27 protein-coding genes, 1 tRNA gene and 1 riboswitch are annotated in these 26,447 nt (G+C 70.9%); of the genes, 22 read left to right on the top strand and 6 right to left on the bottom strand.

Going from position 1 to position 26,447, the window contains the following annotated elements:
• Positions 1–10 precede the first annotated feature (10 nt).
• A riboswitch (cobalamin riboswitch) is annotated at positions 11–85 on the bottom strand.
• Positions 86–244: 159 nt separating this feature from the next.
• The 3 genes from ACWD04_RS25905 to cobJ are packed head-to-tail and all read left to right on the top strand — an operon-like array spanning position 245 to position 3,797.
• Complete coding sequence (locus tag ACWD04_RS25905) at positions 245–1,573, top strand: cobalamin biosynthesis protein CobG (RefSeq protein WP_451135763.1); 1,329 nt, start codon at positions 245–247, stop codon at positions 1,571–1,573.
• 53 nt (positions 1,574–1,626) lie between these two features.
• Positions 1,627–2,253 (top strand): precorrin-8X methylmutase, encoded by a 627-nt coding sequence (locus tag ACWD04_RS25910; protein ID WP_451135765.1) that lies wholly within the window; start codon positions 1,627–1,629, stop codon positions 2,251–2,253.
• Complete coding sequence (gene cobJ / locus ACWD04_RS25915) at positions 2,250–3,797, top strand: precorrin-3B C(17)-methyltransferase (protein WP_451135767.1); 1,548 nt, start codon at positions 2,250–2,252, stop codon at positions 3,795–3,797. Before ACWD04_RS25910 ends, cobJ begins: the two co-directional genes overlap by 4 nt.
• An 85-nt stretch (positions 3,798–3,882) precedes the next feature.
• On the opposite strand, the gene ACWD04_RS25920 is transcribed toward cobJ, so the two are convergent.
• Entirely contained in the window at positions 3,883–5,415 is a 1,533-nt protein-coding gene (locus ACWD04_RS25920) for an alpha-1,2-mannosidase (protein WP_451135769.1), read from the bottom strand.
• Between the two features lie 141 nt (positions 5,416–5,556).
• Here ACWD04_RS25920 and ACWD04_RS25925 point away from each other — a divergent pair, with 141 nt between their 5' ends.
• A complete protein-coding gene (locus ACWD04_RS25925; protein WP_451135771.1) occupies positions 5,557–6,069 on the top strand; it encodes a DinB family protein in 513 nt (170 codons plus the stop codon).
• 52 nt (positions 6,070–6,121) lie between these two features.
• Here the strand turns inward: ACWD04_RS25925 and ACWD04_RS25930 are convergent, their stop codons facing one another.
• A complete protein-coding gene (locus tag ACWD04_RS25930; protein ID WP_451135773.1) occupies positions 6,122–6,868 on the bottom strand; it encodes a cobalt-precorrin-6A reductase in 747 nt (248 codons plus the stop codon).
• A 14-nt stretch (positions 6,869–6,882) separates the two neighbouring features.
• On the opposite strand from ACWD04_RS25930, the gene ACWD04_RS25935 reads away from it, so the two are divergent.
• A complete protein-coding gene (locus ACWD04_RS25935) occupies positions 6,883–8,001 on the top strand; it encodes a cobalt-precorrin-5B (C(1))-methyltransferase (protein WP_451135775.1) in 1,119 nt (372 codons plus the stop codon).
• Between the two features lie 46 nt (positions 8,002–8,047).
• Here the strand turns inward: ACWD04_RS25935 and cobM are convergent, their stop codons facing one another.
• Both cobM and cbiE read right to left on the bottom strand, forming a co-directional pair.
• Entirely contained in the window at positions 8,048–8,797 is a 750-nt protein-coding gene (gene cobM / locus ACWD04_RS25940; RefSeq protein WP_451135777.1) for a precorrin-4 C(11)-methyltransferase, read from the bottom strand.
• The gene (gene cbiE, locus ACWD04_RS25945; protein ID WP_451135779.1) at positions 8,794–10,074 is read right to left on the bottom strand and encodes a precorrin-6y C5,15-methyltransferase (decarboxylating) subunit CbiE; all 1,281 of its coding nucleotides are present in this window, start codon (positions 10,072–10,074) and stop codon (positions 8,794–8,796) included. Before cbiE ends, cobM begins: the two co-directional genes overlap by 4 nt.
• A 182-nt stretch (positions 10,075–10,256) precedes the next feature.
• Between cbiE and ACWD04_RS25950 the strand changes: the two genes are divergently transcribed.
• The 5 genes from ACWD04_RS25950 to ACWD04_RS25970 all read left to right on the top strand — a co-directional run bounded on the left by ACWD04_RS25950 (position 10,257) and on the right by ACWD04_RS25970 (position 14,382).
• Positions 10,257–10,682: a YciI family protein gene (locus ACWD04_RS25950; RefSeq protein ID WP_451135781.1), complete on the top strand. Its 426-nt coding sequence runs from the start codon at positions 10,257–10,259 to the stop codon at positions 10,680–10,682.
• 182 nt (positions 10,683–10,864) lie between these two features.
• On the top strand, positions 10,865–11,476 hold the full coding sequence (locus ACWD04_RS25955) for an HhH-GPD-type base excision DNA repair protein (protein WP_451135783.1): 612 nt from the start codon (positions 10,865–10,867) through the stop codon (positions 11,474–11,476).
• 83 nt (positions 11,477–11,559) lie between these two features.
• On the top strand, positions 11,560–13,107 hold the full coding sequence (locus ACWD04_RS25960) for a M20/M25/M40 family metallo-hydrolase (protein ID WP_451135785.1): 1,548 nt from the start codon (positions 11,560–11,562) through the stop codon (positions 13,105–13,107).
• 237 nt (positions 13,108–13,344) lie between these two features.
• Complete coding sequence (locus ACWD04_RS25965) at positions 13,345–13,641, top strand: type II toxin-antitoxin system VapB family antitoxin (protein ID WP_003955420.1); 297 nt, start codon at positions 13,345–13,347, stop codon at positions 13,639–13,641.
• Positions 13,642–13,782: 141 nt separating this feature from the next.
• On the top strand, positions 13,783–14,382 hold the full coding sequence (locus ACWD04_RS25970; protein ID WP_451135810.1) for a LytR C-terminal domain-containing protein: 600 nt from the start codon (positions 13,783–13,785) through the stop codon (positions 14,380–14,382).
• Between the two features lie 37 nt (positions 14,383–14,419).
• Here the strand turns inward: ACWD04_RS25970 and upp are convergent, their stop codons facing one another.
• Positions 14,420–15,055, bottom strand: a complete 636-nt coding sequence (upp, locus tag ACWD04_RS25975; protein ID WP_451135788.1) for a uracil phosphoribosyltransferase — start codon at positions 15,053–15,055, stop codon at positions 14,420–14,422.
• Between the two features lie 115 nt (positions 15,056–15,170).
• Here upp and ACWD04_RS25980 point away from each other — a divergent pair, with 115 nt between their 5' ends.
• The 10 genes from ACWD04_RS25980 (at position 15,171) to ACWD04_RS26025 (ending at position 22,474) form a co-directional block, all read left to right on the top strand.
• Positions 15,171–15,407 (top strand): hypothetical protein, encoded by a 237-nt coding sequence (locus ACWD04_RS25980; RefSeq protein WP_451135790.1) that lies wholly within the window; start codon positions 15,171–15,173, stop codon positions 15,405–15,407.
• Between the two features lie 219 nt (positions 15,408–15,626).
• The gene (locus tag ACWD04_RS25985; RefSeq protein WP_451135812.1) at positions 15,627–16,199 is read left to right on the top strand and encodes a tRNA adenosine deaminase-associated protein; all 573 of its coding nucleotides are present in this window, start codon (positions 15,627–15,629) and stop codon (positions 16,197–16,199) included.
• Positions 16,200–16,312: 113 nt separating this feature from the next.
• A complete protein-coding gene (gene tadA, locus ACWD04_RS25990; RefSeq protein WP_451135814.1) occupies positions 16,313–16,741 on the top strand; it encodes a tRNA adenosine(34) deaminase TadA in 429 nt (142 codons plus the stop codon).
• A gap of 79 nt (positions 16,742–16,820) precedes the next feature.
• Positions 16,821–16,905 (top strand) — tRNA-Ser (locus ACWD04_RS25995).
• Positions 16,906–17,107: 202 nt separating this feature from the next.
• A complete protein-coding gene (locus ACWD04_RS26000) occupies positions 17,108–17,755 on the top strand; it encodes a TetR family transcriptional regulator (RefSeq protein WP_451135792.1) in 648 nt (215 codons plus the stop codon).
• 108 nt (positions 17,756–17,863) lie between these two features.
• Complete coding sequence (locus tag ACWD04_RS26005; protein ID WP_451135816.1) at positions 17,864–19,480, top strand: MDR family MFS transporter; 1,617 nt, start codon at positions 17,864–17,866, stop codon at positions 19,478–19,480.
• A 381-nt stretch (positions 19,481–19,861) separates the two neighbouring features.
• Positions 19,862–20,026, top strand: a complete 165-nt coding sequence (locus tag ACWD04_RS26010; protein ID WP_451135794.1) for a hypothetical protein — start codon at positions 19,862–19,864, stop codon at positions 20,024–20,026.
• Positions 20,027–20,036: 10 nt separating this feature from the next.
• Positions 20,037–20,330, top strand: coding sequence for a Dabb family protein (locus tag ACWD04_RS26015; protein WP_451135796.1), 294 nt, complete (start codon positions 20,037–20,039; stop codon positions 20,328–20,330).
• Between the two features lie 185 nt (positions 20,331–20,515).
• Positions 20,516–21,373 (top strand): RNA polymerase sigma factor SigF, encoded by an 858-nt coding sequence (locus ACWD04_RS26020; protein WP_451135798.1) that lies wholly within the window; start codon positions 20,516–20,518, stop codon positions 21,371–21,373.
• Positions 21,374–21,607: 234 nt separating this feature from the next.
• Positions 21,608–22,474 (top strand): RNA polymerase sigma factor SigF, encoded by an 867-nt coding sequence (locus ACWD04_RS26025; RefSeq protein ID WP_073750853.1) that lies wholly within the window; start codon positions 21,608–21,610, stop codon positions 22,472–22,474.
• Between the two features lie 224 nt (positions 22,475–22,698).
• Here the strand turns inward: ACWD04_RS26025 and ACWD04_RS26030 are convergent, their stop codons facing one another.
• Entirely contained in the window at positions 22,699–22,914 is a 216-nt protein-coding gene (locus tag ACWD04_RS26030) for a hypothetical protein (protein ID WP_451135800.1), read from the bottom strand.
• A gap of 326 nt (positions 22,915–23,240) precedes the next feature.
• On the opposite strand from ACWD04_RS26030, the gene ACWD04_RS26035 reads away from it, so the two are divergent.
• Both ACWD04_RS26035 and ACWD04_RS26040 read left to right on the top strand, forming a co-directional pair.
• Positions 23,241–23,753, top strand: coding sequence for a MarR family winged helix-turn-helix transcriptional regulator (locus ACWD04_RS26035; RefSeq protein WP_451135802.1), 513 nt, complete (start codon positions 23,241–23,243; stop codon positions 23,751–23,753).
• Positions 23,754–23,776: 23 nt separating this feature from the next.
• Positions 23,777–26,275, top strand: a complete 2,499-nt coding sequence (locus ACWD04_RS26040; RefSeq protein WP_451135804.1) for an MFS transporter — start codon at positions 23,777–23,779, stop codon at positions 26,273–26,275.
• The last annotated feature ends 172 nt before the right edge of the window (positions 26,276–26,447 follow it).

Below are 26,447 nucleotides of genomic sequence, written 5' to 3' on the forward strand. Positions count from 1 at the left end.
CGGACGGCTGGAGTTCCTGACTCGCGCGGCCGGTGGGCCGGGCTCACAGTGGCGGGACCGCGCCGGACTCTCACCGGGCTTCCTCCATGTCGCCGTCTGGCGATGGCGGGCCGAACGGACCGCCGCTAGGCATAGTAGGCGGCGGGTGGGGGGTCCTGACCAGACGGCCCCCGCCTGGCCGGGGCGGCAGCGGGTATCCCGTAGGTCACAGCGACTTCAGGGGTGTGCAACGGTCACGGTCGGTATGCTCGCCGCCATGTCCGCCCCCTCCCTTCCGTCCCGGTCTCCGGGCGATGCGTGTGCCCGGAGCAGCGGCGACGCCTGCCCCGGCGCGCTACGGCTGCACCGTGCGGACGACGGTGCGCTGGCCCGGATACGCATACCCGGCGGGGTGTTGACACCCCGCCAGGCTGAGGCGCTGGGGGAGACCTCGGAACGCCTCGGTGACGGTGAGCTGCATCTCACCTCACGCGGAAACGTGCAGCTGCGCGGGCTCGCCCCGGACTGCGGCGCGGAACTGGCCGGGCTGCTGAGCCGGACCGGACTGCTGCCCTCCGAACGTCATGAGCGCGTACGCAACGTGGTCGCGTCGCCGTTCTCCGGGCTGGACGGCCTCGGTTCCGTGGACGTCGGACCGTGGCTGACTGAGCTGGACCGGCTCCTCTGCGGAAACGACCGCGCCGCGGCGCTCTCCGGTCGCTTTCTGTTCGCGCTGGACGACGGCCGCGGTGACGTGGACGCTCTCGGCGCCGACCTCACGCTTGTCGGCCAGGCCGCCGGGAACGCGCTCCCGAGCCACGTCGGCGGGAACGCGCTGCTACGCGTCGGGGAGCGGGACGCCGTTCTCCGCGTACCCGCCGCCGACGGCCCCCGCGCCGCGCTCATCGCCGCCGAGGCCTTCCTGGACGCGGCGCGGGACACCGGCGCCTGGCGGGTGAAGGACCTGCCGGACGACGCGACGGCCGCGCTGCCCGACGACGTCGTGCGACGGCTCCGGCGGGCCGGGATCACGGGCGCGCCGGAGTCCCGTCCCCGCCCTGCCGGAGCCCCGGCCCCTGCCCCCGGCCGCGTCCGGGGCAGCGGCCGCGAGGCCGCCCTGTCCGTCGGCGTACCGCTGGGGCGGCTGGACCTGGCGCAGTGGCGGCTGCTGTCCGGCGGCGGACTCCGGCTCACCCCCTGGCGCGGAGCCGTGGTCACCGGCATCGCGCCCCACCGCGCGGACGGCCTGCTGAGCGAGCTCTCCGAAGCCGGTCTGATCACCGGCCCCGGCTCCCCGTGGGCCGGTGTCGGGGCCTGTATCGGGCAGCCCGGCTGTGCGAAGTCGCTGGCCGATGTCCGGGCCGAGGCGGGGGCCGCCGTCGGACCGGCCGGACGGCTCCCTGTGTACTGGTCCGGGTGCGAACGCCGCTGCGGCCATCCGCACGGGGAGTGGATCGACGTGATCGCCACCCCCGGAGGACACCGAATCGCCCATGTACGGGGAGACCGGAGCACCGAGGCGGCAACGGTCCGGGGCGACGACCCGGCCGCGCTCGCCGCCACCGTGGCGGCCGCCCGGGGCACGCGCACCTGACCACCACGCACCACTCCCTGTCCGACCGGTTCGATGAAGAAAGTGACAGCACTGTGCACCAGTACGAGAAGGACGGACCGGCGATCTACCGCCAGTCCTTCGCCACCATCCGCGCGGAGGCGGATCTGGCAGGGCTGCCCGCCGACGTGAGCCAGGTCGCCGTCCGCATGATCCACGCCTGCGGCATGGTCGACCTCGTACGCGATCTCGCCTTCTCACCGGACGTGGTGGCCGACGCCCGCGCGGCCCTGCGCTCCGGCGCACCGATCCTGTGCGACGTGGCCATGGTCGCCAGCGGTGTCACCCGCAAGCGGCTGCCCGCGGACAACGAGGTCATCTGCACCCTGTCCGACCCCGCCGTCCCCGCGCTGGCCGCGAAGCTCGGCACCACCCGCAGCGCCGCCGCCCTGGAGCTGTGGCAGGACCGGATGGAGGGCGCGGTCGTCGCCGTCGGCAACGCGCCCACCGCGCTCTTCCGGCTGCTGGAGATGATCGAGGAGGGCGCCCCGCGCCCCGCCGCCGTCATCGGTGTGCCCGTCGGTTTCATCGGGGCCGCCGAGTCCAAGGAGGCCCTGGCCGCCCACCCGTCCGGGCTGGAGCACCTCGTCGTGCGGGGCCGGCGCGGCGGCAGCGCCATCGCCGCCGCCGCCCTCAACGCCATCGCCAGCGAAGAGGAGTGAGCGTGCCCGAGCAGCAGCAGACCGACGGCACAGGAACCACCGGAAGGACAGGGCGGCTGTACGGGGTCGGGCTCGGCCCGGGTGACCCGGCCCTGATGACCGTACGGGCCGTGCAGATCATCGGCGAGGCCGATGTCGTCGCCTACCACTCCGCCCGGCATGGCCGTTCCATCGCCCGCTCGATCGCGGCGCAGTACATCCGCCCGGACCACATCGAGGAGGCCCTGGTCTACCCCGTCACGACGGAGACCACGGACCACCCGGGCGGCTACCGGGGAGCGCTGGACGAGTTCTACACCGAGGCCGCCGCCCGTCTCGCGGTGCACCTCGACGCCGGGCGCACCGTCGCCGTACTCGCGGAGGGCGACCCGCTCTTCTACGGTTCGTACCAGCACATGCACAAGCGGCTCGCGGACCGTTACGACACCGAGGTCATCCCCGGCGTCACCTCGGTCAGCGCCGCCGCCGCCCGGCTCGGCACCCCGCTCGTCGAGGGCGAGGAGGTGCTGACCATCCTTCCGGGAACCCTGCCGGAGGAGGAACTGACGGCACGTCTGGCAGCCACGGACTCCGCCGTGGTGATGAAACTGGGCCGCACCTTCCCCGCCGTGCGCCGCGCGTTCGAGGCGTCCGGGCGGCTGCCCGAGGCGCGGTACGTCGAGCGCGCCACGATGGCAGGGGAGCGGACCGGCGCCCTGGCGGGCACCGACGCGGACTCCGTGCCGTACTTCGCGGTCGCCGTGCTGCCCAGCCGGATCGACGCGCCCCGCCCTTCGCCGGCAGCGGGCCGGGACACCGGTGAGGTCGTCGTGGTCGGCACGGGGCCGGCCGGGCCGCTGTGGCTGACGCCCGAGACACGCGGGGCGCTGGCGGCCGCCGACGACCTGGTCGGCTACACGACGTACCTGGACCGGGTACCCGTGCGGCCGGGCCAGCTGCGTCACGGCTCCGACAACAAGGTCGAGTCGGAGCGCGCCGAATTCGCACTCGACCTGGCACGCCGCGGACGCCGCGTGGCCGTGGTGTCCGGCGGCGACCCCGGGGTCTTCGCGATGGCGACGGCCGTCCTGGAAGTGGCCTCGCAGGACGCGTACACGGACATCGCGGTGCGGGTGCTTCCCGGGGTGACCGCGGCGAACGCGGCCGCCGCACGGGCGGGTGCGCCGCTGGGCCACGACTACGCCACCATCTCCCTCTCCGACCGCCTCAAGCCGTGGGAGGTCATCGCCGAGCGGCTGCGCGCGGTGGCCACGGCCGACCTGGTCACGGCGCTCTACAACCCCGGCTCACGCAGCAGGACCTGGCAGGTCGGCAAGGCCCGCGACCTGCTGCTGGAACACCGCTCCCCGGACACGCCCGTGGTCCTCGGCCGCGATGTCGGGGGGCCGTCGGAGAGCGTGCGGACGGTGCGGCTGGCCGATCTCGACCCGGCTGAGGTGGACATGAGGACGATCCTCATCGTCGGGTCCTCGCAGACCCGATGGGTCCACCGGGGCAACGGGCAGCAGATCATCTGGACGCCGCGCCGCTACCCGGAGGACTGACGAGCCGAGGCCGGTGCGGCGCCGGGGTCGACGGAACGGCGCGGGTGACGACCGGCCACGCGACGGCCCCGGCCTCGCCGTCCGGTCAGTGGTCCCGGACCCAGGCGGCCATCTTTCCCATGGACCGGGCCGCTTCGGCCAGGTTTCGGGCCGCCCGGTCGAGCTCCTGCGCGAGCTGCGCAGCCTGCTCGGCCGCGGCGGGGCTCCCCGGCGCGTTGACGGCTATCCCCCGGTAGCCGATGGGGCCCTCGTTGTACCGCTGGTAGTAGCCGCTGAAATCGACCGGCCCGATGCCGGCGAACCGCACGCCGGAGAGCTGTGTCTCGTCCGCGCCCCCGTTGCCGGTGATGTCGAGGCGATAGCGGGTGAAGGGGGCGGCCCCGACCCCGCTGATCCGGAACGTCCTGGCCTCGAAGCGCTCGGTGAAGCCCTCCCCCGCCCGGGAGTCCAGCTGGGTCCAGCGGTCACCGTCCGTCGAGCCGTGGAGCAGCCAGTCCCGGGGATCGCGCTGCGGGAAGTCGTTGGCCGAGGTCAGCGTGTACGAGGTGAGGGTGACGGGACGATCGAACTTGAACTCCACCCAGGCCTGGTCGTCACCCGCCAGCCACTTCTTCCGCGAGGCGTGGAGCAGATGGTCCGCGATCTCCCCGGCGGCCCTGTACTCGTCACTCACGTCGACCACCGTCGCGGCTGCGGTGACGTCCGACGCGGCGCCCTCGCCGCCGAAGCCGGTGCGCAGCCCGGCCACACCGGAGTTGCCCCGCTGATCACGCCAGGTCACCCGCTCCACGGGCCCCGAGCCGTCGTCCACCAGGAGCCGCAGCTCGCCGGAGCTGTGCCAGTCGCCGCCCCACCCCTCCTCGGTCTCGAACCGGTGCACGTGTGCGTCCTCGGTGCCCTCCGGGAAGGCCCGGCGCCCGGTGATACGTCCACGGAATTCCGCGAGTGTGCCGTCGGCGGCACGGTGGTGCCCGTGGAAGTCGGACATGTTCGACTGGAAGCTGATCGCCGACTCCGCGCCGTCCGCTCCACGCCACCCCAGCTGCGCGGGCAGCGAGTGTTCGCCCCGGTCGACGTGGAACAACAGCCGGGGACCGGACGTCCAGGACGAGGTGAAGGGCTCGCGACGCTCAGTCGTGTAGGCGAAGACCGTGTCGCGGGCCGCCTCCGCCGCCATCGCGCGCTCCGAACGGCCGCGCTCGTAGACGGAGTCGAGCGTGACGCGGTAGAGCCAGAGCATGCTGCGCGCGTCGTCCGCCGAGCGTATCTCCAGGGTATTGGTGCCCGGCCGCAGCAACCGGCCCGGCACGGCGAACACATTGTCCTGCGGCAGGTCACCGCCGCCGGGCACGGTGAGGCCACGGACGAGAACGTGCTGATTGACCAGCAGGTCGACCGGGGCGTAACCGGGAGAGCGGCCCAGCTTGGACACAAGCGCGGTCACATTGAGTGTCGCCTCGCCGATCTCTTCCCCGGCGTCCACCTCGAAGTCCAGCGCGACCCTCGCACCGGCGCTCATCGCCAGGTGCGAGGAGGCGGTGTGGCACGCCTCGTACGTCGTGCCGCAGTTGGACACCCGGGCCGGCGTCACGGAGAAATCGGCGAACGTGGGTTGCATGCAAGGCTCCTGAAGCTTCGTCACGTCCGTTGCGCGACTCCGGTGAGTGGGTCGGCCCCCACGCTAATGAAGCCCACTGACAGTCCGGCGGGGGCCGGTGGCCCGGGCCCGTTGTCAGACCTCCGTGCCACGATGGCGCTCATGAGCACCCCCGTACGCCACATGCCTCCCCTGGGCGCCGATGAGCGGACCTCGCTGGAGAGCTGGCTCGGCTTCTACCGCGTCACGCTCGCCCAGAAGTGCGAGGGTCTGGCGGACGGCCAACTCCGCGACGCGGCCGCAGCACCCTCGGAGATCACCCTGCTCGGCCTCGTCCAGCACGCGGCGGAGGTCGAACGGAACTGGTTCCGCCGGGTCCTCGCCCAGGAGGACGTGCCGCCGATCTACGCACCCGAGGCCGACCCGGACGGCACCGACGGCGGGTTCGACCTGGCCGAGGACGCGACGTACGAGCAGGCCCTGGCCGTATGGCAGTCGGAGATGGACCGGGCCCGGGAGAACTGCGCGGCCCGCGCCCTCGACGACACCAGCCCGTTCATGGGGGGCCAGGTCACTTTGCGGTGGATCTACACGCACATGATCGGCGAGTACGCCCGCCACTGCGGCCACGCCGACCTCCTACGAGAGCGCCTCGACGGCCGTACGGGCGTCTGAGGCCGGGCTTCGGCGCGGCCGTGAGCGCCCCGGCACAGGGGGCGCGGTCACGTCAGGGAAGAAGGGCCCGCAGCAGGGCAAGGGCCTCATCCGACGTCCCGGCCACCGGCACACCTGGCGGGACCGGAGGCCGTCCGACCACCACCACCGGGATCCCGGCCTCCCGGGCCGCGGCGAGCTTGGGGGCGGTCGCGTCACCGCCGCTGTCCTTCGTGACGAGGACGTCGATGCGATGCCGCCGGATCAGCTCACGCTCCCCCTGCAAGGAGAACGGCCCCCGGTCCAGCAGGACTTCCATCCGCGCCGGATGCGGCGCGTCGGGGGCGTCCACCGAGCGCATCAGGAACCACAGGGAATCCAGTGCGGCGAACGCCGCCAGACCCATGCGCCCCGTGGTGAGGAAGACACGCGACCCGAGCTCCGGCAGCAGCTCCGCCGCGCCCGCGAGGGAGTCGGTGATGTGCCACCGGTCGCCCTCGACGGGCACCCAGCCGGGCCGCCGGAAGGCCAGCAGGGGAACATGGACAGCGGCGGCGGCCGAGGCCGCGTTGAAACTGATCGTTCCGGCGAAGGGATGGGTGGCATCGATGACCACATCCACATGGTGTGCGCGGAGCCATCCGGCCATGCCCTCGGCTCCCCCGAAGCCGCCGACGCGTACCTCGCCGGGCGGCAGCTTCGGGTGGGCGACGCGTCCCGCGAGTGAGCTGGTCACCCGGATCCCGTCCGTGGCCACCAGGCACTCCGCGAGCCGGCGGGCCTCCGTCGTGCCGCCGAGGACGAGTATGTGCAAGGGCATGGGTCGGTCCATCCATGAGCAGTGAGGCGCAGGGCGGGCGCACCGCCCAACTCAAGCACACCGGTCTGCGGCCGGGATGGACGACCGGGGCCTGCGCGACGGCGGCGACCACGGCCGCCTACACGGCCCTCCTGACCGGCGAGTTCCCGGATCCGGTGACCATCACCCTGCCCAGGGGCCAGACCCCTGCCTTCGCACTCGCGGTGGAGGAACTCACCGGCGGGCAGGCCGGGGCGGGCGTGGTCAAGGACGCGGGCGACGACCCGGACGTCACACACGGCGCACTGGTGCGGTCCACCGTGCGGCTGCTGCCGCCGGGCTCCGGAGTGGTGTTCCGCGCCGGGCCCGGCGTGGGGACGGTGACGCTCCCCGGGCTGCCGCTCGATGTCGGGGAGCCCGCGATCAACCCAGTACCCCGTCAGATGATGCGCGACCATGTGGCGCGGGTGGCGGCGGAGCACGGTGGCACCGGCGACGTCGAGATCACCGTCTCCGTCGACGACGGTGAGGAGATCGCACGTTTCACGTGGAACATCCGCCTGGGCATCCTGGGCGGGATCTCGATCCTGGGCACGACAGGAATCGTGGTGCCGTACTCCTGCTCGGCCTGGATCGATTCGATCCGCCGCGGGGTGGACGTGGCACTCGCGGCCGGGCACCGTCATGTCGCGGGGTGCACGGGCTCGACCTCGGAGAAGACGGTGGTCGCCGAGTACGGGCTGCCGGAGATCGCCCTGTTGGACATGGGGGACTTCGCGGGTGCGGTGCTGAAGTACGTACGCCGGCATCCGGTGGAGCGGCTGACCCTCTGCGGAGGGTTCGCCAAGCTGTCCAAGCTCGCCGCCGGGCACCTGGACCTGCACTCGGGCCGTTCCCAGGTCGACAAACCGTTCCTGGCGCGGCTGGCCCGGCAGGGCGGCGCGAGCGAGGCGCTGGCGGCGGAGATCGAGGTCGCCAACACCGGCCTCGCGGCGCTGCAGCTGTGCACGGCAGCCGGGGTGCCCCTGGGCGACCTGGTCGCGGTGGCGGCCCGGGAGCAGGCACTTTCGGTGCTGCGGGGTGCGCCGGTGGCGGTCGATGTTATCTGCATCGACCGGGCGGGAGCCGTCGTGGGGCGCAGCGAGGCCCGTTGAGCGGGGGCAGGACGGCCGCCGACCATCCCGTCCGCCCGTCCGTCCGTCAGCAGGTGTGGCGGTCCCGTGCCGGGGAGTACAGGTGGCTGTCGCGGAACTGCTCGGCGCCCAGTGTCCGGCCGACCATGATCACCGCTGTCCGGATCACCCCGGCAGTCTTCACCTGCTCCGCGATGGAATGCAGCGTGCCGCGCAGGACGACCTCGTCGGGGCGCGAGGCCATGGCGACCACGGCGGCGGGGCAGTCGGCGCCGTAGTGCGGCAGCAGCTCGTCGACCACCCGGTCCACGTACCGCGCCGCGAGGTGCAGCACGATCAGGGCGCCGCTGCGGCCCAGCGTGGCCAGGTCCTCGCCCTCGGGCATCGCCGTGGCCCGCTGGGCGATCCGGGTGAGGATCACTGTCTGGCCGACCGTGGGCACCGTCAACTCCCGTTTGAGCGCCGCCGCCGCCGCCGCGAACGCGGGCACCCCGGGCACCACTTCGTACGGCACGCCCGCCTCGTCGAGCCGCCGCATCTGCTCGTTCACGGCGCTGAAGACCGAGGGGTCGCCGGAGTGCAGCCGGGCCACGTCGTGGCCGTCCTCATGGGCGCGGACCAGCTCGGCGGTGATCTGGTCGATGTCCAGCAGGGCGGTGTCCACGAGCCGGGCGTCCGGCGGGCATTCGGCGAGCAGTTCACGCGGCACCAGACTGCCCGCGTACAGGCAGACCGGGCTGGCGGCGAGGACACGGGCACCGCGCACCGTGATCAGATCGGCGGCGCCGGGGCCCGCGCCGATGAAGTACACGGTCATCTGTCGTCTCCTGGAGCGTGCGAGGTTTTCTGTACGGACCACTGGGTCACGGGCATGGCCTGACGCCACCCGGTGAAACCGCCGACGGGCACGGCGTGGGCCACCGCGAGGCGTACCAGGTCGCCGCCGAGCCGCCGGTAGCACTCCGCGAGCAGCGCCTCCGACTCCAGCGTGACCGTATTGGCCACGAGCCGGCCGCCCGGGGGCAGCGCGTACCAGCAGGCATCGAGCAGCCCCGGCGAGGTCAGCCCGCCGCCGATGAACACGGCGTCGGGTACGGGCAGTCCGGCCAGGGCGTCCGGTGCGCGGCCGGTGACCACGCGCAATCCGGGGACGCCGAGCCGGTCCGCGTTTCGCGCGATGCGACGCGCCCGTACCGGATCGCGTTCCACGGTGACGGCGCCGCAGGACGGATGGGTGCGCATCCACTCCGCCGCGATCGATCCGGAGCCACCGCCGATGTCCCAGAGGAGCTCACCGGGGGCGGGCGCGAGTACGCCGAGCGTGGCCGCCCGGACATGGCGCTTGGTGAGCTGCCCGTCGTGTTCGTACGCCTCGTCGGGGAGTCCCGGGACGGCTCCCAGGCGCAAGGCGTCCGGAGTGCTGCGGCAGTCCACCGCGATGACGTTGAGCGGGTCCCCGGGCGGGTGCTCCCAGGTGTCGGCGATGCCGTCCAGACAGTCCTCGGCCGTACCCCCGAGCTGTTCGAGCACCCGCATCCGGCTGGGCCCGAAGCCATGGTCCCGCAGCAGGGCGGCCACGGTGGCGGGTGTGGCGGCGTCCGCGGAGAGCACCAGCAGCCGGCGCCCGTCGTGCAGGGCACCGGCCAGGCGGGCCGTGGGGCGGCCGACGAGGGTGACGGTCTCGGTGACCTCCACCGGCCAGCCGAGCCGGGCACAGGCGTAGGACACCGAGGACGGGTGCGGCAGCACCCGGAGCGCCCCAGCGCCCAGCTCCTCGGTGAGGGCCCGGCCGATGCCGTAGAACATGGGGTCTCCGCTGGCCAGCACAGCGGTCCTGCTCCCCGCGTGCGCGGCGAGCAGACCGCGCACGGCGGGCCGCAGAGGCGAAGGCCAGGGCACACGCCGGCCCGCGCACTCCGGCGGGAGCAGCCCCAGCTGGCGCTCACCGCCGATCAGGACCTCTGCGTCCAGGAGCACCGCGCGCACGGTCTCGGGCAGGCCCGCCCAGCCGTCTGCGCCGATCCCCACGACGCTCACGGCAGACGCGGCGGACGTGGGCGCCGGGACGGCGGACGGGGGAGATGCGGGGGACACGACCGATACCTCGGGGTTGGCGGGACGACGCAGCCGAACTCTACGGGGGCCGGATCCGGGCCTGCGCGCCGGAGTGATTTCGAGTGGCGTCCCGCGTGGTGCCGGGAACAGGTCACCGGCTTCGACGTCCCCTGGGGGAGTTGCCCACAAGGGGCGGCGACCGAGAGCACAGGAGCAGCACCATGAAGTACCTCGTGATGGTTCAGGGTTCGCAGGCCGACTACGAGGCCATGGCCGGCAAACCGTCGGCCGGGAGTCCGGCCTGGAGTGAGAAGGACATGAAGGCGATGTTCGCCTTCATGGAAGGAGTCAACAAGGAGCTGATCGAGTCCCGCGAGATGGTGGACGGCAACGGTCTGGCCGCACCCGCCACGACCCGCTCGGTGCTGCCGGGCGCGGACGGCCGGCCGGTGGTGACGGACGGCCCCTACGGGGCCCAGGAGCAGCTCGCCGGGTACTGGGTGCTCGACTGCGAGAGTCTGGAGAGGGTCACCGAGATCGCGGCTCGTATCGGGATGTGTCCGCAGCCCGAGGGCGCGCCCGTTCATCCCGTGGTCATCCGGCCGATCATGGAGGAGGGCGGCGAGGTCACGGCGGCAGCCGGCTGAGGCGTGTGAGCCGTAGGCCGACGCATCGAGGACCTGCCACCGGTACCGTCACGCGCCGCAGGTCCTCGAAGCGCTCGTACGCCGCTACGGCACTGCGACACGGGCGGAGGGAATGGTCCGCCGCACCACGACTGCCGCTCGCCGAGTCGCCGATCCCGGTCTCTGTCGCGATCATCGAATACATGACCAAGAGCGACAAGTGCAAGGCCCGCACCGTGCGGATCGCCCAGGAACCCGACGCGGACGAACTGCTGGGCCGCAGTCCGCTGGCCGCCCTCATCGGAATGATGCTGGACCAGCAGGTACCGATGGAATGGGCGTTCACCGGCCCGCTCTCCCTGGCCCGGCGCATGGGGTCGGACGACCTGGATGCCCGGGAGATCGCCGCGTACGACCCGGATGCCTTCACCGGGCTGTTCACCGGCAAGCCCGCCCTGCACCGGTACCCGGGCTCCATGGCCAAGCGGGTGCAGCAGCTCTGCCAGTACCTGGTGTCCGAGTACGCCGGGCAGGCGGAAGCCGTCTGGGCCGACGCCACCACCGGGGCCGAGCTGCTGAAACGGCTCAACGCACTGCCCGGGTTCGGTACGCAGAAGGCACAGATCTTCCTGGCCCTGCTTGGCAAGCAGTTCGGCGTACGTCCGACGGGCTGGCGGGAGGCCGCGGGGGCGTACGGCGAAGAGGGCTCGCACCGCTCGGTGGCCGACATCACCGGACCCGACTCGCTCGCCGAGGTGCGTGCGTACAAGCAGCAGGCGAAGGCTGCGGCCAGAGCCGCGAGCCGGTCCACGTGACCGCGAACGGCCGTGCGCCCCCACCAGGACGGCGGCCGCCTCACCCGTCTCCCCCGCAACCGCTCCCACCAGGAAGGACCCCCGTGCACGCGACTCGTCACAGAGCCATCGCCGTTGTCGCCACCACCGCTCTGGCCACACCGCTCCTCCTCGCCGCGTCCCCGGACCACGGACACGCTCCGCACGGCTCGGCCGAGGACGCCGCCGAGCTCTCACAGCAGCTGGTCGAAAGAGCCTCCGCCCAGGACGCGTACCGGTATCTGGAGCGGTTCCAGGCCATAGCCGACTCGGCGGACGGCCATCGCGCGGCCGGTTCGGCCGGCCACGACGCCTCCGCCGCCCACGTCCACCGGCTGCTCCGGAAGGCCGGATACCGGGTCGCCTCCCAGGCGTTCGACTTCACCTACACCGAGACCCTCGCCGAGAGGCTCTCCGTGGTCTCCCCCACGCCCCGAGACATCTCGATCCGGGCGATGACGTACACCGCCTCCACCGGGGAGGGCGGCATCGAGGCCGCCCTCGCCGCGGTCCCCGCCGACGACACCACCGGCTGTGAGGCGGCCGACTACGCGGCGGCGGGCTTCACCGGCAAGATCGCCCTGATCAAGCGAGGCGGCTGCTCGTTCGCGGAGAAGCAGGCGGCGGCAGCGGCGGCGGGCGCGGCCGGCGCGGTGATCTACAACAACACCGACGGGGCCCTCTCGGGCACCCTGGGCGACCCCGGGGCCGGGAAGATCCCCACCGGCGGGCTCACTCGGGCCGAGGGCGAGAAGCTCGTCGCGGACCTGGCGAAGGGCGAGGTGAAGGTCTCCCTCGAGATCCGTGAGTTCCGGGAGGAGCGCACCACCCACAACGTCGTCGCCGAGACCCGCGGCGGGGACGCCGCGAGGACGGTCATGCTCGGCGCACACCTCGACTCGGTCACCGACGGCCCCGGCATCAACGACAACGCGACCGGCTCGGCCGGACTCCTCGAAGTCGCCCTGGAGCTGGCCGAGTCCCACCGGACACCCGCCAACAAGCTGCGGTTCGCCTGGTGGTCGGCGGAGGAGAACGGCCTGCTGGGCTCGGAGGCGTACGTCGCGAAGCTCTCCGAGGCACAGCGCGCGAAGATCGCGCTCTACCTCAACTTCGACATGATCGCCTCCCCGAACGGCGTGCAGTTCGTCTTCGACGGCGACGACTCCGACGGCACGGGTGAGGGCCCCGGCCCCGAGGGATCCGCCCAACTCGAACGTGACATCAACGCGTTCCTGGACAGTCAGGACAAGCCGCACACCGGTACGGACTTCTCCGGGCGATCCGACTACGGCCCCTTCATCGAGGTCGGTATCCCGGCCGGCGGTACGGACACAGGTGCCGAGGGCGTCAAGACGGCCGCGCAGGCCGAGACCTACGGCGGGACGGCCGGCATCGCGTACGACCCCTGCTACCACGCGGCCTGCGACAACGTGGACAACATCGACATGGGGCACTTCGACACCAACATCGATGTGATCGCCCACGCGGTGGGCACCTACGCCCACGATCTGAGCTCCCTGACCCGCCCGGTCCCGGCCGCGTCCGCCGACGACGGGCCCCGCAGTGGCGGCGCCCTGCGTAAGGGCCACGCCCAGGGCGTCACCCGGTAGCGGGCGGCGCGTACGCGCTTCGCGGGCGAGCCACGCCGCGCCCGCGGAGCGACGCACGGGGGCGACATCGGACCGCCACCGGGCGGTCGCCGTGCAACCACCCGGGCGCCCTCCCGAACACGTCCCCCGCACATGACAGACCGTGCGACGTTTTGTTCTGATTCATGACGTTCTGTGCGCCATCGCAGTCCTGTTCCCTGGCTGCGCCGGGAGGTCCTTGCCCGGTAGGCTTTCCGTGTGATCTTCAAGCGCATCGGAAATGGGCGGCCATATCCCGACCACGGCCGGGAAAGTACCCGCCAGTGGGCGGATGTCGCGCCGCGCCCGGTCCGCCTCGACCAGCTGGTGACCACCAAGGGCCAGCTGGACCTCGAGACCCTGCTCGCCGAGGACTCGACGTTCTACGGCGACCTGTTCGCCCACGTCGTGAAGTGGCAGGGCGACCTCTATCTCGAGGACGGCCTGCACCGCGCCGTGCGCGCCGCTCTGCAGCAGCGCCAGGTGCTGCACGCCCGCGTTCTCGAGCTGGGCTGAACCCGCCGCTCCCACCCTCGGAGCATTTCGGGCCTTTCGGGTGCCTTTATGCACGTATGGGTGCCATAGGTTGATCGTTTAGTAGGCATCATCACCAGGTCGCACTACGCTGCGCCCATGAGCATGCTGACCCCTCCCGGCATGGGCGGAAAGTACCGCGTCACGGGTAACACGTACCCGCGCATGCGCCGCCCCCGTCATCGCCGCAAGCTGGTCCTTTCGGCGGCCGCCGCCGTGGTGGCCCTCGGGCTGGCCGGATGGGGCACGCTCCAGATCGTCGACGTCTTCACCGGCGGCGACGAACAGGCCAACGCGGCCGACCGCCCGAAGGCCTGCACCACCCCGAGCGCTTCGGCGTCCGCTAAGCCGCTCCCGAAGCCGGCCACCATCAAGGTCAACATCTACAACGCGACGCCCCGCAGCGGGCTGGCCAAGGCCGCCGCGGACGAGCTCGAGAAGCGCGGCTTCGCCATCGGCAAGGTGGACAACGCCCCGGCCGCGTACGACCGGAAGGTGCCCGGCACCGGAATGCTGCTCGGCGGCCCGACGGCCATGAACGGCTCCTTCCCGGTGCTCGGCACACAGCTGCCGGGGGCCGCGCAGAAGACCGACGCCCGCAGGACGGCGGACGTCGATCTGATCATCGGTACGAAATTCAAGGCGTTCAGCACCCCTGCGGCGGCCGCATCGGCACTCACGGCCCTGACGAAACCAGCTCCGGCACCGTCGTCCTCCTGCTGAGGCGGCAGCGCCGGGACGGCCCGGCCGGACCACCAGGTCAGCAGGCGGTGCCGTACATCCGGTCCCCGGCGTCGCCGAGCCCCGGCACGATGTAGCCGTTCTCGTTGAGCCGCTCGTCGACCGAGGCCGTGACCACCGTGACCGGCGTGCCGGCCAGCTCCCGTTCCATCACCTCGACGCCCTCGGGCGCCGCGAGCAGCACGACCGCGGTGACATCGTCCGCGCCGCGCTTGATCAGCTCCCGGATGGCCGCGACGAGCGTGCCGCCCGTGGCGAGCATCGGGTCCAGGACATAGACCTGACGGCCGGAGAGGTCCTCGGGCATCCGCGTGGCATACGTCTCCGCCTGGAGCGTCTCCTCGTTCCGGATCATGCCCAGGAAGCCGACCTCGGCCGTCGGGAGCAGTCGCACCATGCCGTCCAGCATGCCGAGACCGGCGCGCAGGATCGGAACGACCAGGGGGCGCGGATGCGACAGCTTCACACCGGTCGTGGGCGTCACCGGGGTCTCGATGTCGACCTGCTCGGTCCGCACATCCCTGGTGGCCTCGTACGCGAGAAGGGTGACCAGCTCATCGGCGAGCCGCCGGAAGGTCGGGGAGTCGGTGCGCTTGTCGCGCAGCGTGGTGAGTTTGTGCGCCACCAACGGGTGGTCGACGACGTGGATCCGCATGCCGTCAACAGTAGCCGGGCCCCGCGCGGGGTTTCCGCCGGTCCGCGTTGGCATCAGGCACCTGTTCGGGGGGAAGGTGGGGACATACGGACCCAGGCTTGGGGTGGTGTGTCGATTGCCCGACGGGGAGCAGCGGATTCAGCGGCAGGCCGGACGCGACGCGCGCGACCTGCCCGATGCTCAGGAGAACGTGCCGGACGCGCAGGAGAGTGACGCGGCACGCCGGAGGCGCAGGGCGCAGTTCCTCCGTGAGCTTCACGAGGCGAAGCAGCTGCGCGACCGGGTCCAGCCGCGGCGGGCCCGCGCGGCCCGTATGCGGCAACAGATGCGGATGCGTACGTTCCGCTGGTGAGGACGGTCCCCGGCGCTCCCGGGCCGCCCCGGGACACATCGCGGTGACACCGTCGGCCGACACTCACTCGGAACAACTGATGGCCGACGCAACGGTCGAAGAGGCCTCGCATCGCGCTCGTTTCTGCCACGATGCCGATTGGGCGGGGCCCAGAGCAGCCGGATGAACCGTCTGCCCTCCCGTCGGACCGATTCACCTATGACAAGTGGGAGAGTCACGGTGTACTTCGCCGCACTGCTCGCGCGCACCGAAGACGGGTGGGAAGCGAGCGATACAGAGCTCGACGATGTGGAAACCCTGTCCGACCTGACGGATCTGGCCCGTGAGGCCTCGGTGGACGAGGACACGGTCCTCGTCTACATCGAGCAGGAGGACGCCTGGTTCGGCGTCCTCCGGGTGGACGGTGAGGAGGACCCCCGTATCTACATCTCGGACGCGTCCGCCGCCGCCCGCTCCTCGTACGGGGAGATCCTGCTCACGGACGAACTGCTCGGCCGCGAACCGGGGGCCGAGGACGAGATCGCCGCACTCGAGGCGCTCGTGGACCTCGACGGCAAGGAGGACGGCGAGTTGGAAGAACCCCGGTCCGACGCCGACAGCGACGGCGTCGCTGTCACCGAACCCGACCTGGATCACGACCCCGGCACCGTACCGGCGGGGCCGCTCGGCGATCTCGGGGTCCTCGCCGACCTCGGTATGTCCGAGGAGGATCTGATGACCCTGCGCACGGACGCGCTGACGGAGATCGCGGACGCGCTGGGAGCGTCCGAGGTCCTGGAGGCCGTCCGTTAGGGTCCGCTTCCGTCCGGGTGCGCTTCCGTTAGGGTCCCCGGGTGAACGCACCACCGCCCACACCCTCCTCACCGCCTCCCCCTGATCCCGTACGGGATCCGTGGCAGGCACCCATGCGCCGAGCCCTGGACGAGGCCGCGCAGGCGGCGTCGGCCGGCGATGTGCCGGTCGGCGCCGTTGTCCTGGGCCCGGACGGCGCCCTGCTCGCCACCGGCCACAACGAGCGCGAGGTGAGCGGCGACCCGACGGCACACGCCGAGGTGCTCGCCCTGCGCCGCGCCGCCGCCGCTCTCGGCTCCTGGCGGCTGACGGGCTGCACGCTGGTCGTCACCCTCGAGCCCTGCACGATGTGCGCGGGCGCACTCGTCCAGTCCCGGATCGCCCGGGTGGTCTACGGGGCCCGGGACGCGAAGGCCGGCGCCGCCGGTTCGCTCTGGGACGTCGTACGCGACCGCAGAGTCAACCACCGCCCCGAGGTGATCCACGGTGTCGCGGAGGACCTCTGCGCGGATCTGCTGACGGCGTTCTTCCGGGAGCGCTGAGACCGCCCCCCAGGGACTCCGGCCCGTCGCCGGGAATCGGATTTCGAACCAGGGCCCGGCATGGTCTAAGCTCTCTCTCGGTAGCGTGTCCGAGCGGCCGAAGGAGCTCGCCTCGAAAGCGAGTGTGGGGAAACTCACCGAGGGTTCAAATCCCTCCGCTACCGCAGGTAGATGAAGGGACCGACCCGTTGGGGTCGGTCCCTTCACTGCGTTCCGTCTCGGTTCCCGTCCAGGACGAGGGCGCCCGCGCCAGTCCGCCCCTTCTCCGCATGGCGCATCGCTCCGGACTCCTCGAACCGCTCGAACGACTCGACCCACTCGAACCACTCGGAAAATAATTTTGCAGGTTGTGCATCTTTGCCTACTATGCACGATGTGCCGAAGACAACGACATCCGCGCCCGGGCTGCGGGAGCGCAAGAAGCAGGCGACCCGCAACGCCCTCGCGGAGGCGGCCGTGCGGCTCGCCGCCGAGCACGGCGTGGAGAACGTCACGGTCGAGGCCATCAGCGAGGCCGCCGGTGTCTCGCCCAGGACGTTCTTCAACTACTTCTCGAGTCACGACGACGCGTTCATCATGATCGACGACGAGATCGGCGAGCGGATCAGAGAATCCGTTCGCCGCGCCCCGGCCGGCCTGACGCCGCTCGACGCCGTCCGCGGGGCCTTCGTCGCCGAGCTGCACGGATTCGAGGACCGCCAGGAGCTATGGGCCCTGCAGTCCAAGGTGCTCCAGCGGTCACCGCATCTCATCCAGCGCGGCCTCAACGCCCATGTCGCGGACGAGCGGGCCCTGGCCGTCGCCCTCGCCGAGTGGCTCGACGCCACCCGGGCCGGGACGGAAGGGCCGGGAAACTACGGCATCTACCCTCGGCTGCTCGCCGCCGTCAGTCATACCGCCTTGCGGATCGCCTTCGAGCACTGCTGCACCCATCCCGAGGAAACCGTGCTCGCGGACGCCTTCGAGGAGGCATTCGTGCACCTGGCACACGGCCTCCCGCGGCCGACGGAGTGATCCGGCCACCGCCGGCGACCGTTCCCCGCACCCGACCCCCGTTCTGCTCCAGCACCTAAGAAGGACTCCGTGACCGCAACCGAGGCGCCCGAGCAGGCGTCCACCTCCATGTCCAACAGGCAGATACTCCAGGCGATGTCAGGCCTGATGGCGGGCATGTTCGTCGCCATTCTCGCGGGTACCGTCGTAGCCAACGCCCTGCCGCGGATCATCGCCGACCTCGGTGCGAGCCAGTCCTCGTACACCTGGGTCGTGACCTCCGAGCTGCTCGCCATGACGGCCACCGTGCCGCTGTGGGGCAAGCTCGCGGACCTTTTCAACCAGAAGCTGCTGCTCCAGCTCTCGCTCGGCCTGTTCGTGGTCGGGTCCCTCGTGGCCGGCTTCTCCCAGGACGTCGTCACCCTGATCATCAGCCGTGTCATCCAGGGCATCGGCGCCGGTGGCCTGACGGCGCTGGCACAGATCGTGATGGCCGCCATCATTCCGCCGCGCCGGCTCGGCAAGTACGCGGGCATCTTCGGCGCGGTCTTCGCCGTGGGCACCGTCGCCGGTCCGCTGATCGGTGGTGTCCTCGTGGACACCTCGTGGCTCGGCTGGCGCTGGTGCTTCTTCATCGGTGTGCCGTTCGCACTGGCCGGGATCGTGCTGCTCCAGCGCACCCTGAAGCTGCCGACCGTGCGCCGTCAGGTCAGGATCGACTGGCTGGGTGCCTTCCTCATCGTGGGCGGCGTCTGCGCGCTGCTGATCTGGACCTCCCTCGCGGGCAACAGCTTCGACTGGGCGTCCTGGCAGACGGCCGCACTGGTGACCACCGGCGTGGTGCTTCTGGCAGCGGCGGTCTTCGTCGAATCCAGGGCCGCGGAGCCGATCATCCCGCTGGACATCTTCCGCAACCGCACGGTGTCCCTCACGACCCTGGCGAGCTTCTTCGTCGGTATCGCGATGTTCGCCGGGACCGTGTTCCTGTCCCAGTACTTCCAGATCTCCCTCGGCAAGTCCCCGACCGCGGCGGGGCTCATGAGCCTCCCGCTGATCGGCGGTCTGCTGGTGTCCTCGACCGTCGCCGGGCAGATCATCTCCGCGACCGGCAAGTGGAAGATCTATCTCGTCTCGGGCGCCGTCGTGATGACGGCCGGCCTCGGACTGCTCGCGACCATCGACGCCGACACTCACTTCGGTCTGCTCAGCCTCTACATGGCACTCATGGGTATCGGCGTCGGCATGCTGATGCAGAACCTCGTGCTCGCCGCGCAGAACGACGTGCCCGCGCACGAACTGGGCGCCGCGACCTCCGTGCTGTCCTTCTTCCGCAGCCTCGGTGGCACCATCGGCACCAGCGTGCTCGGTGCGATCCTCGCCAACCGGGTGGCCAGCGAGATGGCCAAGGGCCTCTCGGAAAGCGGGATCCCGGTGGCCGGCGGCGGACACGGCGGTGCCGTGCCCGACATGACCAAACTGCCCGAGCCGATGAAGGACATCGTCGAGCAGGCGTACGGCGTCGCGACCGGCGACCTCTTCCTCATCGCCACCCCGTTCGCCTTCCTCGGCCTCCTCGCGGTGCTCTTCATCAAGGAGAAGCCCCTCAAGACGACGAGCGGCATGGAACGCCTCGCCACCGAGGACGCCTCTACGGCAGCCGCCGTCACCGTCCCGGCACCCCGGAACGGTGCGGACTCCGACGTCCAGGACGCGGACCCCGGCACGATCGGTCTGAAGAAGGACTGACCCTCGCGACCTGATGACACGAAGGGCCCGGCGCTTGCGCCGGGCCCTTCGTGTCATCAGGTCGGGGCAAGCGGCATCGGGGGGCAAGCCGCCCCCCGGTGAGAACGGGGACCGCCAGGGCCTCGCCGCGGTCGGGGGGAAGTCACGCGGTGGGGACCTCGTGGAGGTCCCGCTCCTCGGCGCGCGCATTCCTGCCCGCGCTGCGGGCTCACTCCCCGTCCTCCCCCTTTCCGTAAGCCGCGCCCGCCGACAAAGGGCCCGAATCGACGAGTCCTTCGACCCTGAAAGCCTCGTCAGTGATCGGAAACGGCCAACGGATACGGCAATACGTGCGGCTAGAATCACCCGACTGCACAGGTGATCGAAGGGAAGGGGCGGGCTGTGGTGCAAGCGAGGAAGATCGTGGTCTACATGATCGTGGTCTTCGTGCTGTACACGATCATCACCTCACCCGAACGGGCCGCCGACCTCGTCCAAGTAGGGTTCGAAGGTGTTTCGAGCGCCGCTCAGGGCGTAGGAGACTTCATGTCCGAGCTCGTGGAGTAGGAGAAACCCCGTGATCCGCCACCTGGTCCTGTTGAAGCTGAACGACGGCGTCGAGCGGGACGACCCCCGGGTCGTCGCGGGCGCGGAGGCCTTCCGGGAGCTCGGCGGCAAGATCCCCGAGCTGGAGTTCTGGGAGTGCGCCTGGAACATCACCGACCGGCCGATCGCGTACGACTTCGCCATCAATTCGGCGGTCGCCGACGAGGACGCGCTCAAGCGGTACGTCGAGCACCCCGAGCATCAGGCCGCGGCCGGCCAGTGGCGCGCATTCGCCACTTGGGTGATCGCCGACTACCCCTTCTGAGCCTTCCGGCACCCGGTCCCGTCGGCCCCTCTCCTGCCAGAGAGGGGCTTTTCTGCATGTTTAAACCAAAAAACCTCCAACACGACTCCATGCGGTGCTTGCACACAGTGGACATGTCTTGTGATGCTATGACCGCTTTTGACGGATGAGTTGACCGTAGTTGACCGCAAAGGGGTGGCGACACCGTGCCGGCCAGTACAGCGCCTCAAGTCCCGCCCCAGAACGTCCAGACGGACGACATCCAGACCGAGACCCCCGACCCCACCACGCCCGCCAGGGCCCGGGGCGGCGACACCAGGGCGCTGACCCAGGTGCTGTTCGGGCGGCTCAAGGACCTCGACCCCGGCACCCCGGAGCACCACAGGGTGCGCACCGCGCTGATCGAGGCGAACCTGCCGCTCGTGCGGTACGCGGCGGCCCGCTTCCGCAGCCGCAACGAGCCGATGGAGGACGTCGTCCAGGTCGGCACCATCGGCCTGATCAACGCCATCGACCGTTTCGACCCGGAACGCGGAGTCCAGTTCCCCACGTTCGCCATGCCCACCGTGGTCGGCGAGATCAAGCGCTACTTCCGGGACAACGTACGGACCGTGCACGTGCCGCGGCGGCTGCACGAGCTCTGGGTCCAGGTCACCGGCGCCACGGAGGACCTGACGACCGCTCACGGCCGCTCACCGACCACCGGCGAGATCGCCGAGCGCCTGAAGATCTCCGAGGACGAGGTCCTCGCCTGCATCGAGGCGGGCCGCTCGTACCACGCGACCTCACTGGAGGCGGCCCAGGAAGGTGAGGGGCTGCCGGGGCTCCTGGACAGGCTCGGCTACGAGGACCCGGCGCTTGCCGGTGTCGAGCACCGCGACCTGGTGCGGCATCTGCTCGTCCAGCTGCCCGAGCGCGAGCAGCGGATTCTGCTGCTGCGCTACTACAACAACCTGACGCAGTCACAGATCAGCGCCGAACTGGGCGTCTCCCAGATGCATGTGTCAAGGCTTCTGGCCAGAAGCTTCGCCCGACTGCGATCCGCAAACAGGATCGAAGCGTAGTCAGAACGGGTAGACACGGGGAGGGCCGGATCGGGAGGCTCAAAAGCCGCACACCCCCTGTTTCCTGCGCAGTTTCGGCGCTGACTTGTCGACAAGTCACTACAGCGCGTTGCCGACATGTGACATTCTGCTGGAACCGCGTTTGCCGCAGCCCCACCTCCGGTATTCAGGTGGAGGCTGCGTTCCTCCGATGGTCGTGGCCACCGCGACCGTCCGCGACCTCAAGGGGGTGGCATGTCCGCAGAACAGGGCAGCTCGAAGGTGCTCACGCTCACGAAGAGCGTGCCAGCACCCGCCGTGCTCACCAGCTCGCCGGAAGCCATCGACACCCGTACCCTGTCCCGCTCCCTGTTCCTGCGGCTCGCCGCGCTGGGTCCCGCCTCGGGCCCCGACGGAACGGACAGCCCGGAGCGGGCCTATGTGCGGGACACACTCATCGAGCTCAACCTCCCGCTCGTGCGGTACGCGGCGGCACGGTTCCGGAGCCGTAACGAACCCATGGAGGACATCGTCCAAGTCGGGACGATCGGCCTGATCAAGGCGATCGACCGCTTCGACTGCGAACGGGGCGTGGAATTCCCCACGTTCGCGATGCCGACCGTCGTGGGGGAGATCAAGCGCTTCTTCCGCGACACCTCGTGGTCGGTCCGGGTGCCTCGTCGGCTCCAGGAGCTGCGGCTCGCCCTCACCAAGACCAGCGACGAGCTCGCGCAGAAGCTGGACCGTTCGCCGACGGTGCCGGAGCTGGCCAAGGCGCTCGGGGTCTCCGAGGAGGACGTGGTCGACGGCTTGGCCGTGGGCAATGCCTACACGGCCTCCTCCCTGGACTCACCGTCTCCCGAGGACGACGGCGGCGAGGGCTCGCTGGCGGACCGTCTGGGCTACGAGGACGCGGCGCTGGAAGGCGTCGAGTACCGCGAGTCCCTGAAGCCGCTGCTGGCCAAGCTCGCCCCGCGCGAGCGGCAGATCATCATGCTGCGCTTCTTCGCCAACATGACCCAGTCGCAGATCGGCGAGGAGGTCGGCATCTCACAGATGCACGTTTCCAGGCTGCTGACCCGGACCCTCACCCAGCTCAGGGAGGGGCTCATCGCCGACTGACCCCTGGCGGGTCTCCGTACGGCACGGCTCATGGGCCGCCGGGGCGCCACGAGCGCCGCCCCGGCGGCGCCGCGTCCGGGCGCCCCGCGCGGGCGACGCAGAAGCTCCCGCACCGACGGGCGGTACGGGAGCGGTGGAACGCGTACACGCTCAGGTGGACGCCCGGCAGGCCCTGGGCCCCGGGACAAGGGGCGACGGGACGGCCGTTACGGGGACGGGGACGGTCAGCGGAGCGCGAGCCAGGCGACCGCGCCCAGGACGACGATGACCGCGACGACGGCCACGATCACCCCGGTCTTCGGGCCGGACGAGGTCGCGGCGGGCTGCTGCCTGCGCTGCGGCTCGCCGTCGTCGACAAACGCGCGGAACATCTGCGTGCTGCCCGCCGGGTCGGGAGTGCCCTCGGGGCCCGGCTGAGGGGCGTGGGGGTTGTGTGCCATGGCCCAGGACACTAGCGAACTCGGCACGTCCGCCCAACCCCCGGGTCCACGGGGGCCCATGCCCTCCCTTCGCGCACACGGCCCCTTCACCCGTCCGCCGGAGCGCTCCGCACCGCCTCCACTCGCCACCTCGCCGATCGGGCCTGTGACGAGGAACACAGGCCGACACGGCCCACCCCATGTGCGCTGCACGCTTGACCGGGCCACTGCACGGCCTTTTACGTTCCTTTACTTCTGCAAGCCCCATTTCGTTTGCCTGCAGCAACCAACTGCTTCTATCGTTGCCCTAAGCAACAAGATGACCTCGCGAGACGCCTGGAGGGTCAGTGGCAGCACGGAGCCAGTACCAAGAACTGGCCCGGCAGCTCAGTGCCGTCGGAGCCGTCAAACGGGGACTCGCCCGCATCCTGCCCGCCGAGTGTCCCGGTGGCTCGGCCGCCGTGCTGACGCTTCTGGCCAGGAACGGCGAGATGCGGATCTCCCAACTGGCCGACCTCCTGGCCGTGGACATGTCGGTGACCAGCCGTCATGTCACCCACGCGGTGGAGAACGGCTGGATCGAACGGTTCCCGGACCCCTCGGACAAGCGGTCCCGCATCCTGCGGCTGACCCCCGCGGGCGACGATCTGCTCGACGAGCTGACCCGGCGGACCACCGAGATGTTCGCCCACAACCTCATCGACTGGTCCGACGAAGAAGTCGGACAGCTCAACACGTTGTTGTCCCGGCTGCGCGACAGCTTCTCCTGCCGCGGCACCGGAGGGTGCACCCCCGGAAGGCACAGCGGCGACTGCCGCACCGGGCACTCCGACGATGCGCCCACCCGTACACCCGTGTAACAGAAGCAAAGAGAAGGAATTCAATGGCTACGACCACACCACCCGGTGTGCGGGGCGGCCACGCCAAGCACGGGGCTGCTGAAGCCCCTGCAGGCGCGCCGATGACACACCGGCAGATCATGGAAGCGCTGACCGGGCTGCTGCTCGGCATGTTCGTCGCGATTCTGTCGTCGACGGTCGTTTCCAACGCCCTGCCCGAGATCATTTCGGACCTCGGTGGCGGCCAGAGCGCCTACACCTGGGTCGTGACGGCCTCGCTGCTGGCCATGACCGCGACCACCCCCCTGTGGGGCAAGCTCGCGGACCTGTTCAGCAAGAAGCTGCTGGTCCAGATCGCCCTGGTCATCTATGTGGGCGGCTCCGTAGTCGCCGGTCTCTCGACCAGCAGCGGCATGCTCATCACCTGCCGTGTGGTGCAGGGCATCGGCGTCGGCGGCCTTTCGGCCCTCGCCCAGATCGTGATGGCCGCGATGATCTCCCCGCGCGAGCGCGGGCGCTACAGCGGCTACCTCGGCGCGGTCTTCGCCGTCGCGACGGTGGGCGGTCCGCTCCTCGGCGGTGTCATCACCGACACCAGCTGGATGGGCTGGCGCTGGTGCTTCTACGTGGGCGTGCCGTTCGCGATCATCGCCCTGATCGTGCTCCAGAAGACCCTGAAGCTCCCCGTGACCAAGCGCGAGGGGGTCAAGGTCGACTGGTCGGGCGCGTTCTTCATCAGCGCCGCGGTCTCGCTGTTGCTGCTCTGGGTGACCTTCGCGGGCGACAAGTACGACTGGGTCTCCTGGCAGACCTGGACGATGCTCGGCGGCACCGTCGTCCTCATCGCGCTGTTCCTGTTCATCGAGACCAAGGCCAGCGAGCCGATCATCCCGCTGCGCCTCTTCCGTAACCGCACCATCACGCTGGCCTCCGCGGCCTCGCTGTTCGTCGGTATCGGAATGTTCGCCGGCACCGTCTTCTTCAGCCAGTACTTCCAGCTGGCGCGGGACAAGTCGCCGACGATGTCCGGCGTCATGACGATCCCGATGATCGCCGGGCTGTTCCTGTCCTCGACCGTGTCGGGCCAGATCATCACCAAGACGGGCCGCTGGAAGGCCTGGCTGGTCACCGGTGGCTTCCTGCTCACCGCGGGCCTCGGTCTGCTGGGCACCATCCGGTACGACACCGAGTACTGGCAGATCGCGGTCTTCATGTTCGTCATGGGTCTCGGCATCGGCATGATGATGCAGAACCTGGTGCTCGCCACGCAGAACCAGGTGGCTCCCGCCGACCTGGGCGCGGCCAGCTCCGTCGTGACGTTCTTCCGTTCCCTCGGCGGTGCGATCGGCGTCTCGGCGCTCGGTGCCGTCCTGGGCAACCGCGTCACCCACTACGTCAAGGACGGCCTCGCCGACCTCGGCCCCGAGGGTGCCGCGCTGGGCCACGGCGGAACCGGCGGCGGGGGCATCCCCGACCTGGACGCGCTCCCCGCACCGCTCCGTACGGTCATGGAGGTCGCTTACGGCCACGGTGTCGCCGACGTCTTCCTGTACGCCGCGCCTGCCGCACTGGTCGCGTTCATCCTGACGCTCTTCATCAAGGAGGTCGCTCTGAAGAGCCGGGCAGGCAACGACGACGTCGCCCCCGCCGAGGTGGCCGCCGCGACGGAGCCCGCCGAGGCCACCACCGGCACCGCGCCGGTCGCCGAGCGAACGGCCGGACCCGCCTCGGCCGCGGTCCCGGAGATGTCGGTCGCCACGAAGGAGCTGACCATTCAGGGCACGCCCGTACGCGGTGTGGTGCGGGGCGCCGAAGGCGCACCCGTCGCCCGCGCCGCCGTCACACTGATCTCGCTGGGCGGCCGCCAACTGGGGCGCTCCGTCGCCCAGGCCGACGGCGGTTACGTACTGGACGCGCCGGCCTCCGGCTCGTACGTCCTGATCGCCTCCGCCGACGGCTTCCAGCCGCAGGCGTCCACCGTGGTCGTCGGCGACGAGCCGCTGGCCTACGACATCCTGCTCGCCGGTACGAGCGGTCTCTCCGGGACCGTACGGACCGCCGAGGGCGGCACCCCGGTCCATGGCGCCATGGTCGTCGTGACCGATGTGCGCGGCGATGTGCTGGCCACGGGTGTCTCGGGCGACGCGGGTGAGTTCACCTTCGGTGAGCTGATCCCGGGCTCGGTGACCGTCGCCGTCACGGCTGCGGGCTTCCGTCCGCTGGCCCTGCCGGTGGAGGTCGGCGGCCAGGGTGTCACCCGGGTCGACGTGGCCCTGCGGTCCGGTGCGCTGGTGCGGGGTGTCGTCAAGGCCGGCTCCGGCCGGGCACCGCTGAACGACGCCCGGGTCACGCTGATCGACGCGGCCGGCAACGTGGTGGCCACCTCGACGACCGGGGAGGACGGCGTGTACGCCTTCACCGACCTGGACGCCGGCGAGTACTCCGTGATCGCGACCGGCTACCCGCCGGTGGCCGGCTCGCTGACCGTGAGCGGCACCGGAGTCGACGGTCACGACATCGAGCTCGCCCACCCGGGCGAGTAGGAGAGATCCACGAAGACCACTGGCGGAACAGCACTTCGAGCGGAGAGGCTGTGGCCGTCGGCGGAATGGGCCCCGGGGTGGGCGAGGGTCGCTGCGGTGATCGGGTCCATGCTGGAACTCCCTCGTTCGGTGACGGATCCCACTTTAAGTCGGCTTCGCAGCCCCCCGAAGC

This window comes from Streptomyces sp. NPDC002911 (assembly GCF_053591835.1).

What these genes read in the sequence shown, in the direction of transcription:
- ACWD04_RS25935 (WP_451135775.1), top strand. Translation starts at nt 6,883, where the DNA reads ATGAGCAGTGAGGCGCAGGGCGGGCGCACCGCCCAACTCAAGCACACC.
- ACWD04_RS26030 (WP_451135800.1), bottom strand. Translation starts at nt 22,914, where the DNA reads ATGGCACACAACCCCCACGCCCCTCAGCCGGGCCCCGAGGGCACTCCC.
- ACWD04_RS26000 (WP_451135792.1), top strand. Translation starts at nt 17,108, where the DNA reads ATGCACGATGTGCCGAAGACAACGACATCCGCGCCCGGGCTGCGGGAG.
- ACWD04_RS25905 (WP_451135763.1), top strand. Translation starts at nt 245, where the DNA reads ATGCTCGCCGCCATGTCCGCCCCCTCCCTTCCGTCCCGGTCTCCGGGC.
- tadA (WP_451135814.1), top strand. Translation starts at nt 16,313, where the DNA reads ATGCGCCGAGCCCTGGACGAGGCCGCGCAGGCGGCGTCGGCCGGCGAT.
- ACWD04_RS26025 (WP_073750853.1), top strand. Translation starts at nt 21,608, where the DNA reads ATGTCCGCAGAACAGGGCAGCTCGAAGGTGCTCACGCTCACGAAGAGC.
- ACWD04_RS25950 (WP_451135781.1), top strand. Translation starts at nt 10,257, where the DNA reads ATGAAGTACCTCGTGATGGTTCAGGGTTCGCAGGCCGACTACGAGGCC.
- ACWD04_RS26005 (WP_451135816.1), top strand. Translation starts at nt 17,864, where the DNA reads ATGTCCAACAGGCAGATACTCCAGGCGATGTCAGGCCTGATGGCGGGC.
- ACWD04_RS26040 (WP_451135804.1), top strand. Translation starts at nt 23,777, where the DNA reads ATGGCTACGACCACACCACCCGGTGTGCGGGGCGGCCACGCCAAGCAC.
- ACWD04_RS25970 (WP_451135810.1), top strand. Translation starts at nt 13,783, where the DNA reads ATGGGCGGAAAGTACCGCGTCACGGGTAACACGTACCCGCGCATGCGC.
- ACWD04_RS25930 (WP_451135773.1), bottom strand. Translation starts at nt 6,868, where the DNA reads ATGCCCTTGCACATACTCGTCCTCGGCGGCACGACGGAGGCCCGCCGG.
- ACWD04_RS25920 (WP_451135769.1), bottom strand. Translation starts at nt 5,415, where the DNA reads ATGCAACCCACGTTCGCCGATTTCTCCGTGACGCCGGCCCGGGTGTCC.
- ACWD04_RS25955 (WP_451135783.1), top strand. Translation starts at nt 10,865, where the DNA reads ATGACCAAGAGCGACAAGTGCAAGGCCCGCACCGTGCGGATCGCCCAG.
- cobM (WP_451135777.1), bottom strand. Translation starts at nt 8,797, where the DNA reads ATGACCGTGTACTTCATCGGCGCGGGCCCCGGCGCCGCCGATCTGATC.
- ACWD04_RS25925 (WP_451135771.1), top strand. Translation starts at nt 5,557, where the DNA reads ATGAGCACCCCCGTACGCCACATGCCTCCCCTGGGCGCCGATGAGCGG.
- upp (WP_451135788.1), bottom strand. Translation starts at nt 15,055, where the DNA reads ATGCGGATCCACGTCGTCGACCACCCGTTGGTGGCGCACAAACTCACC.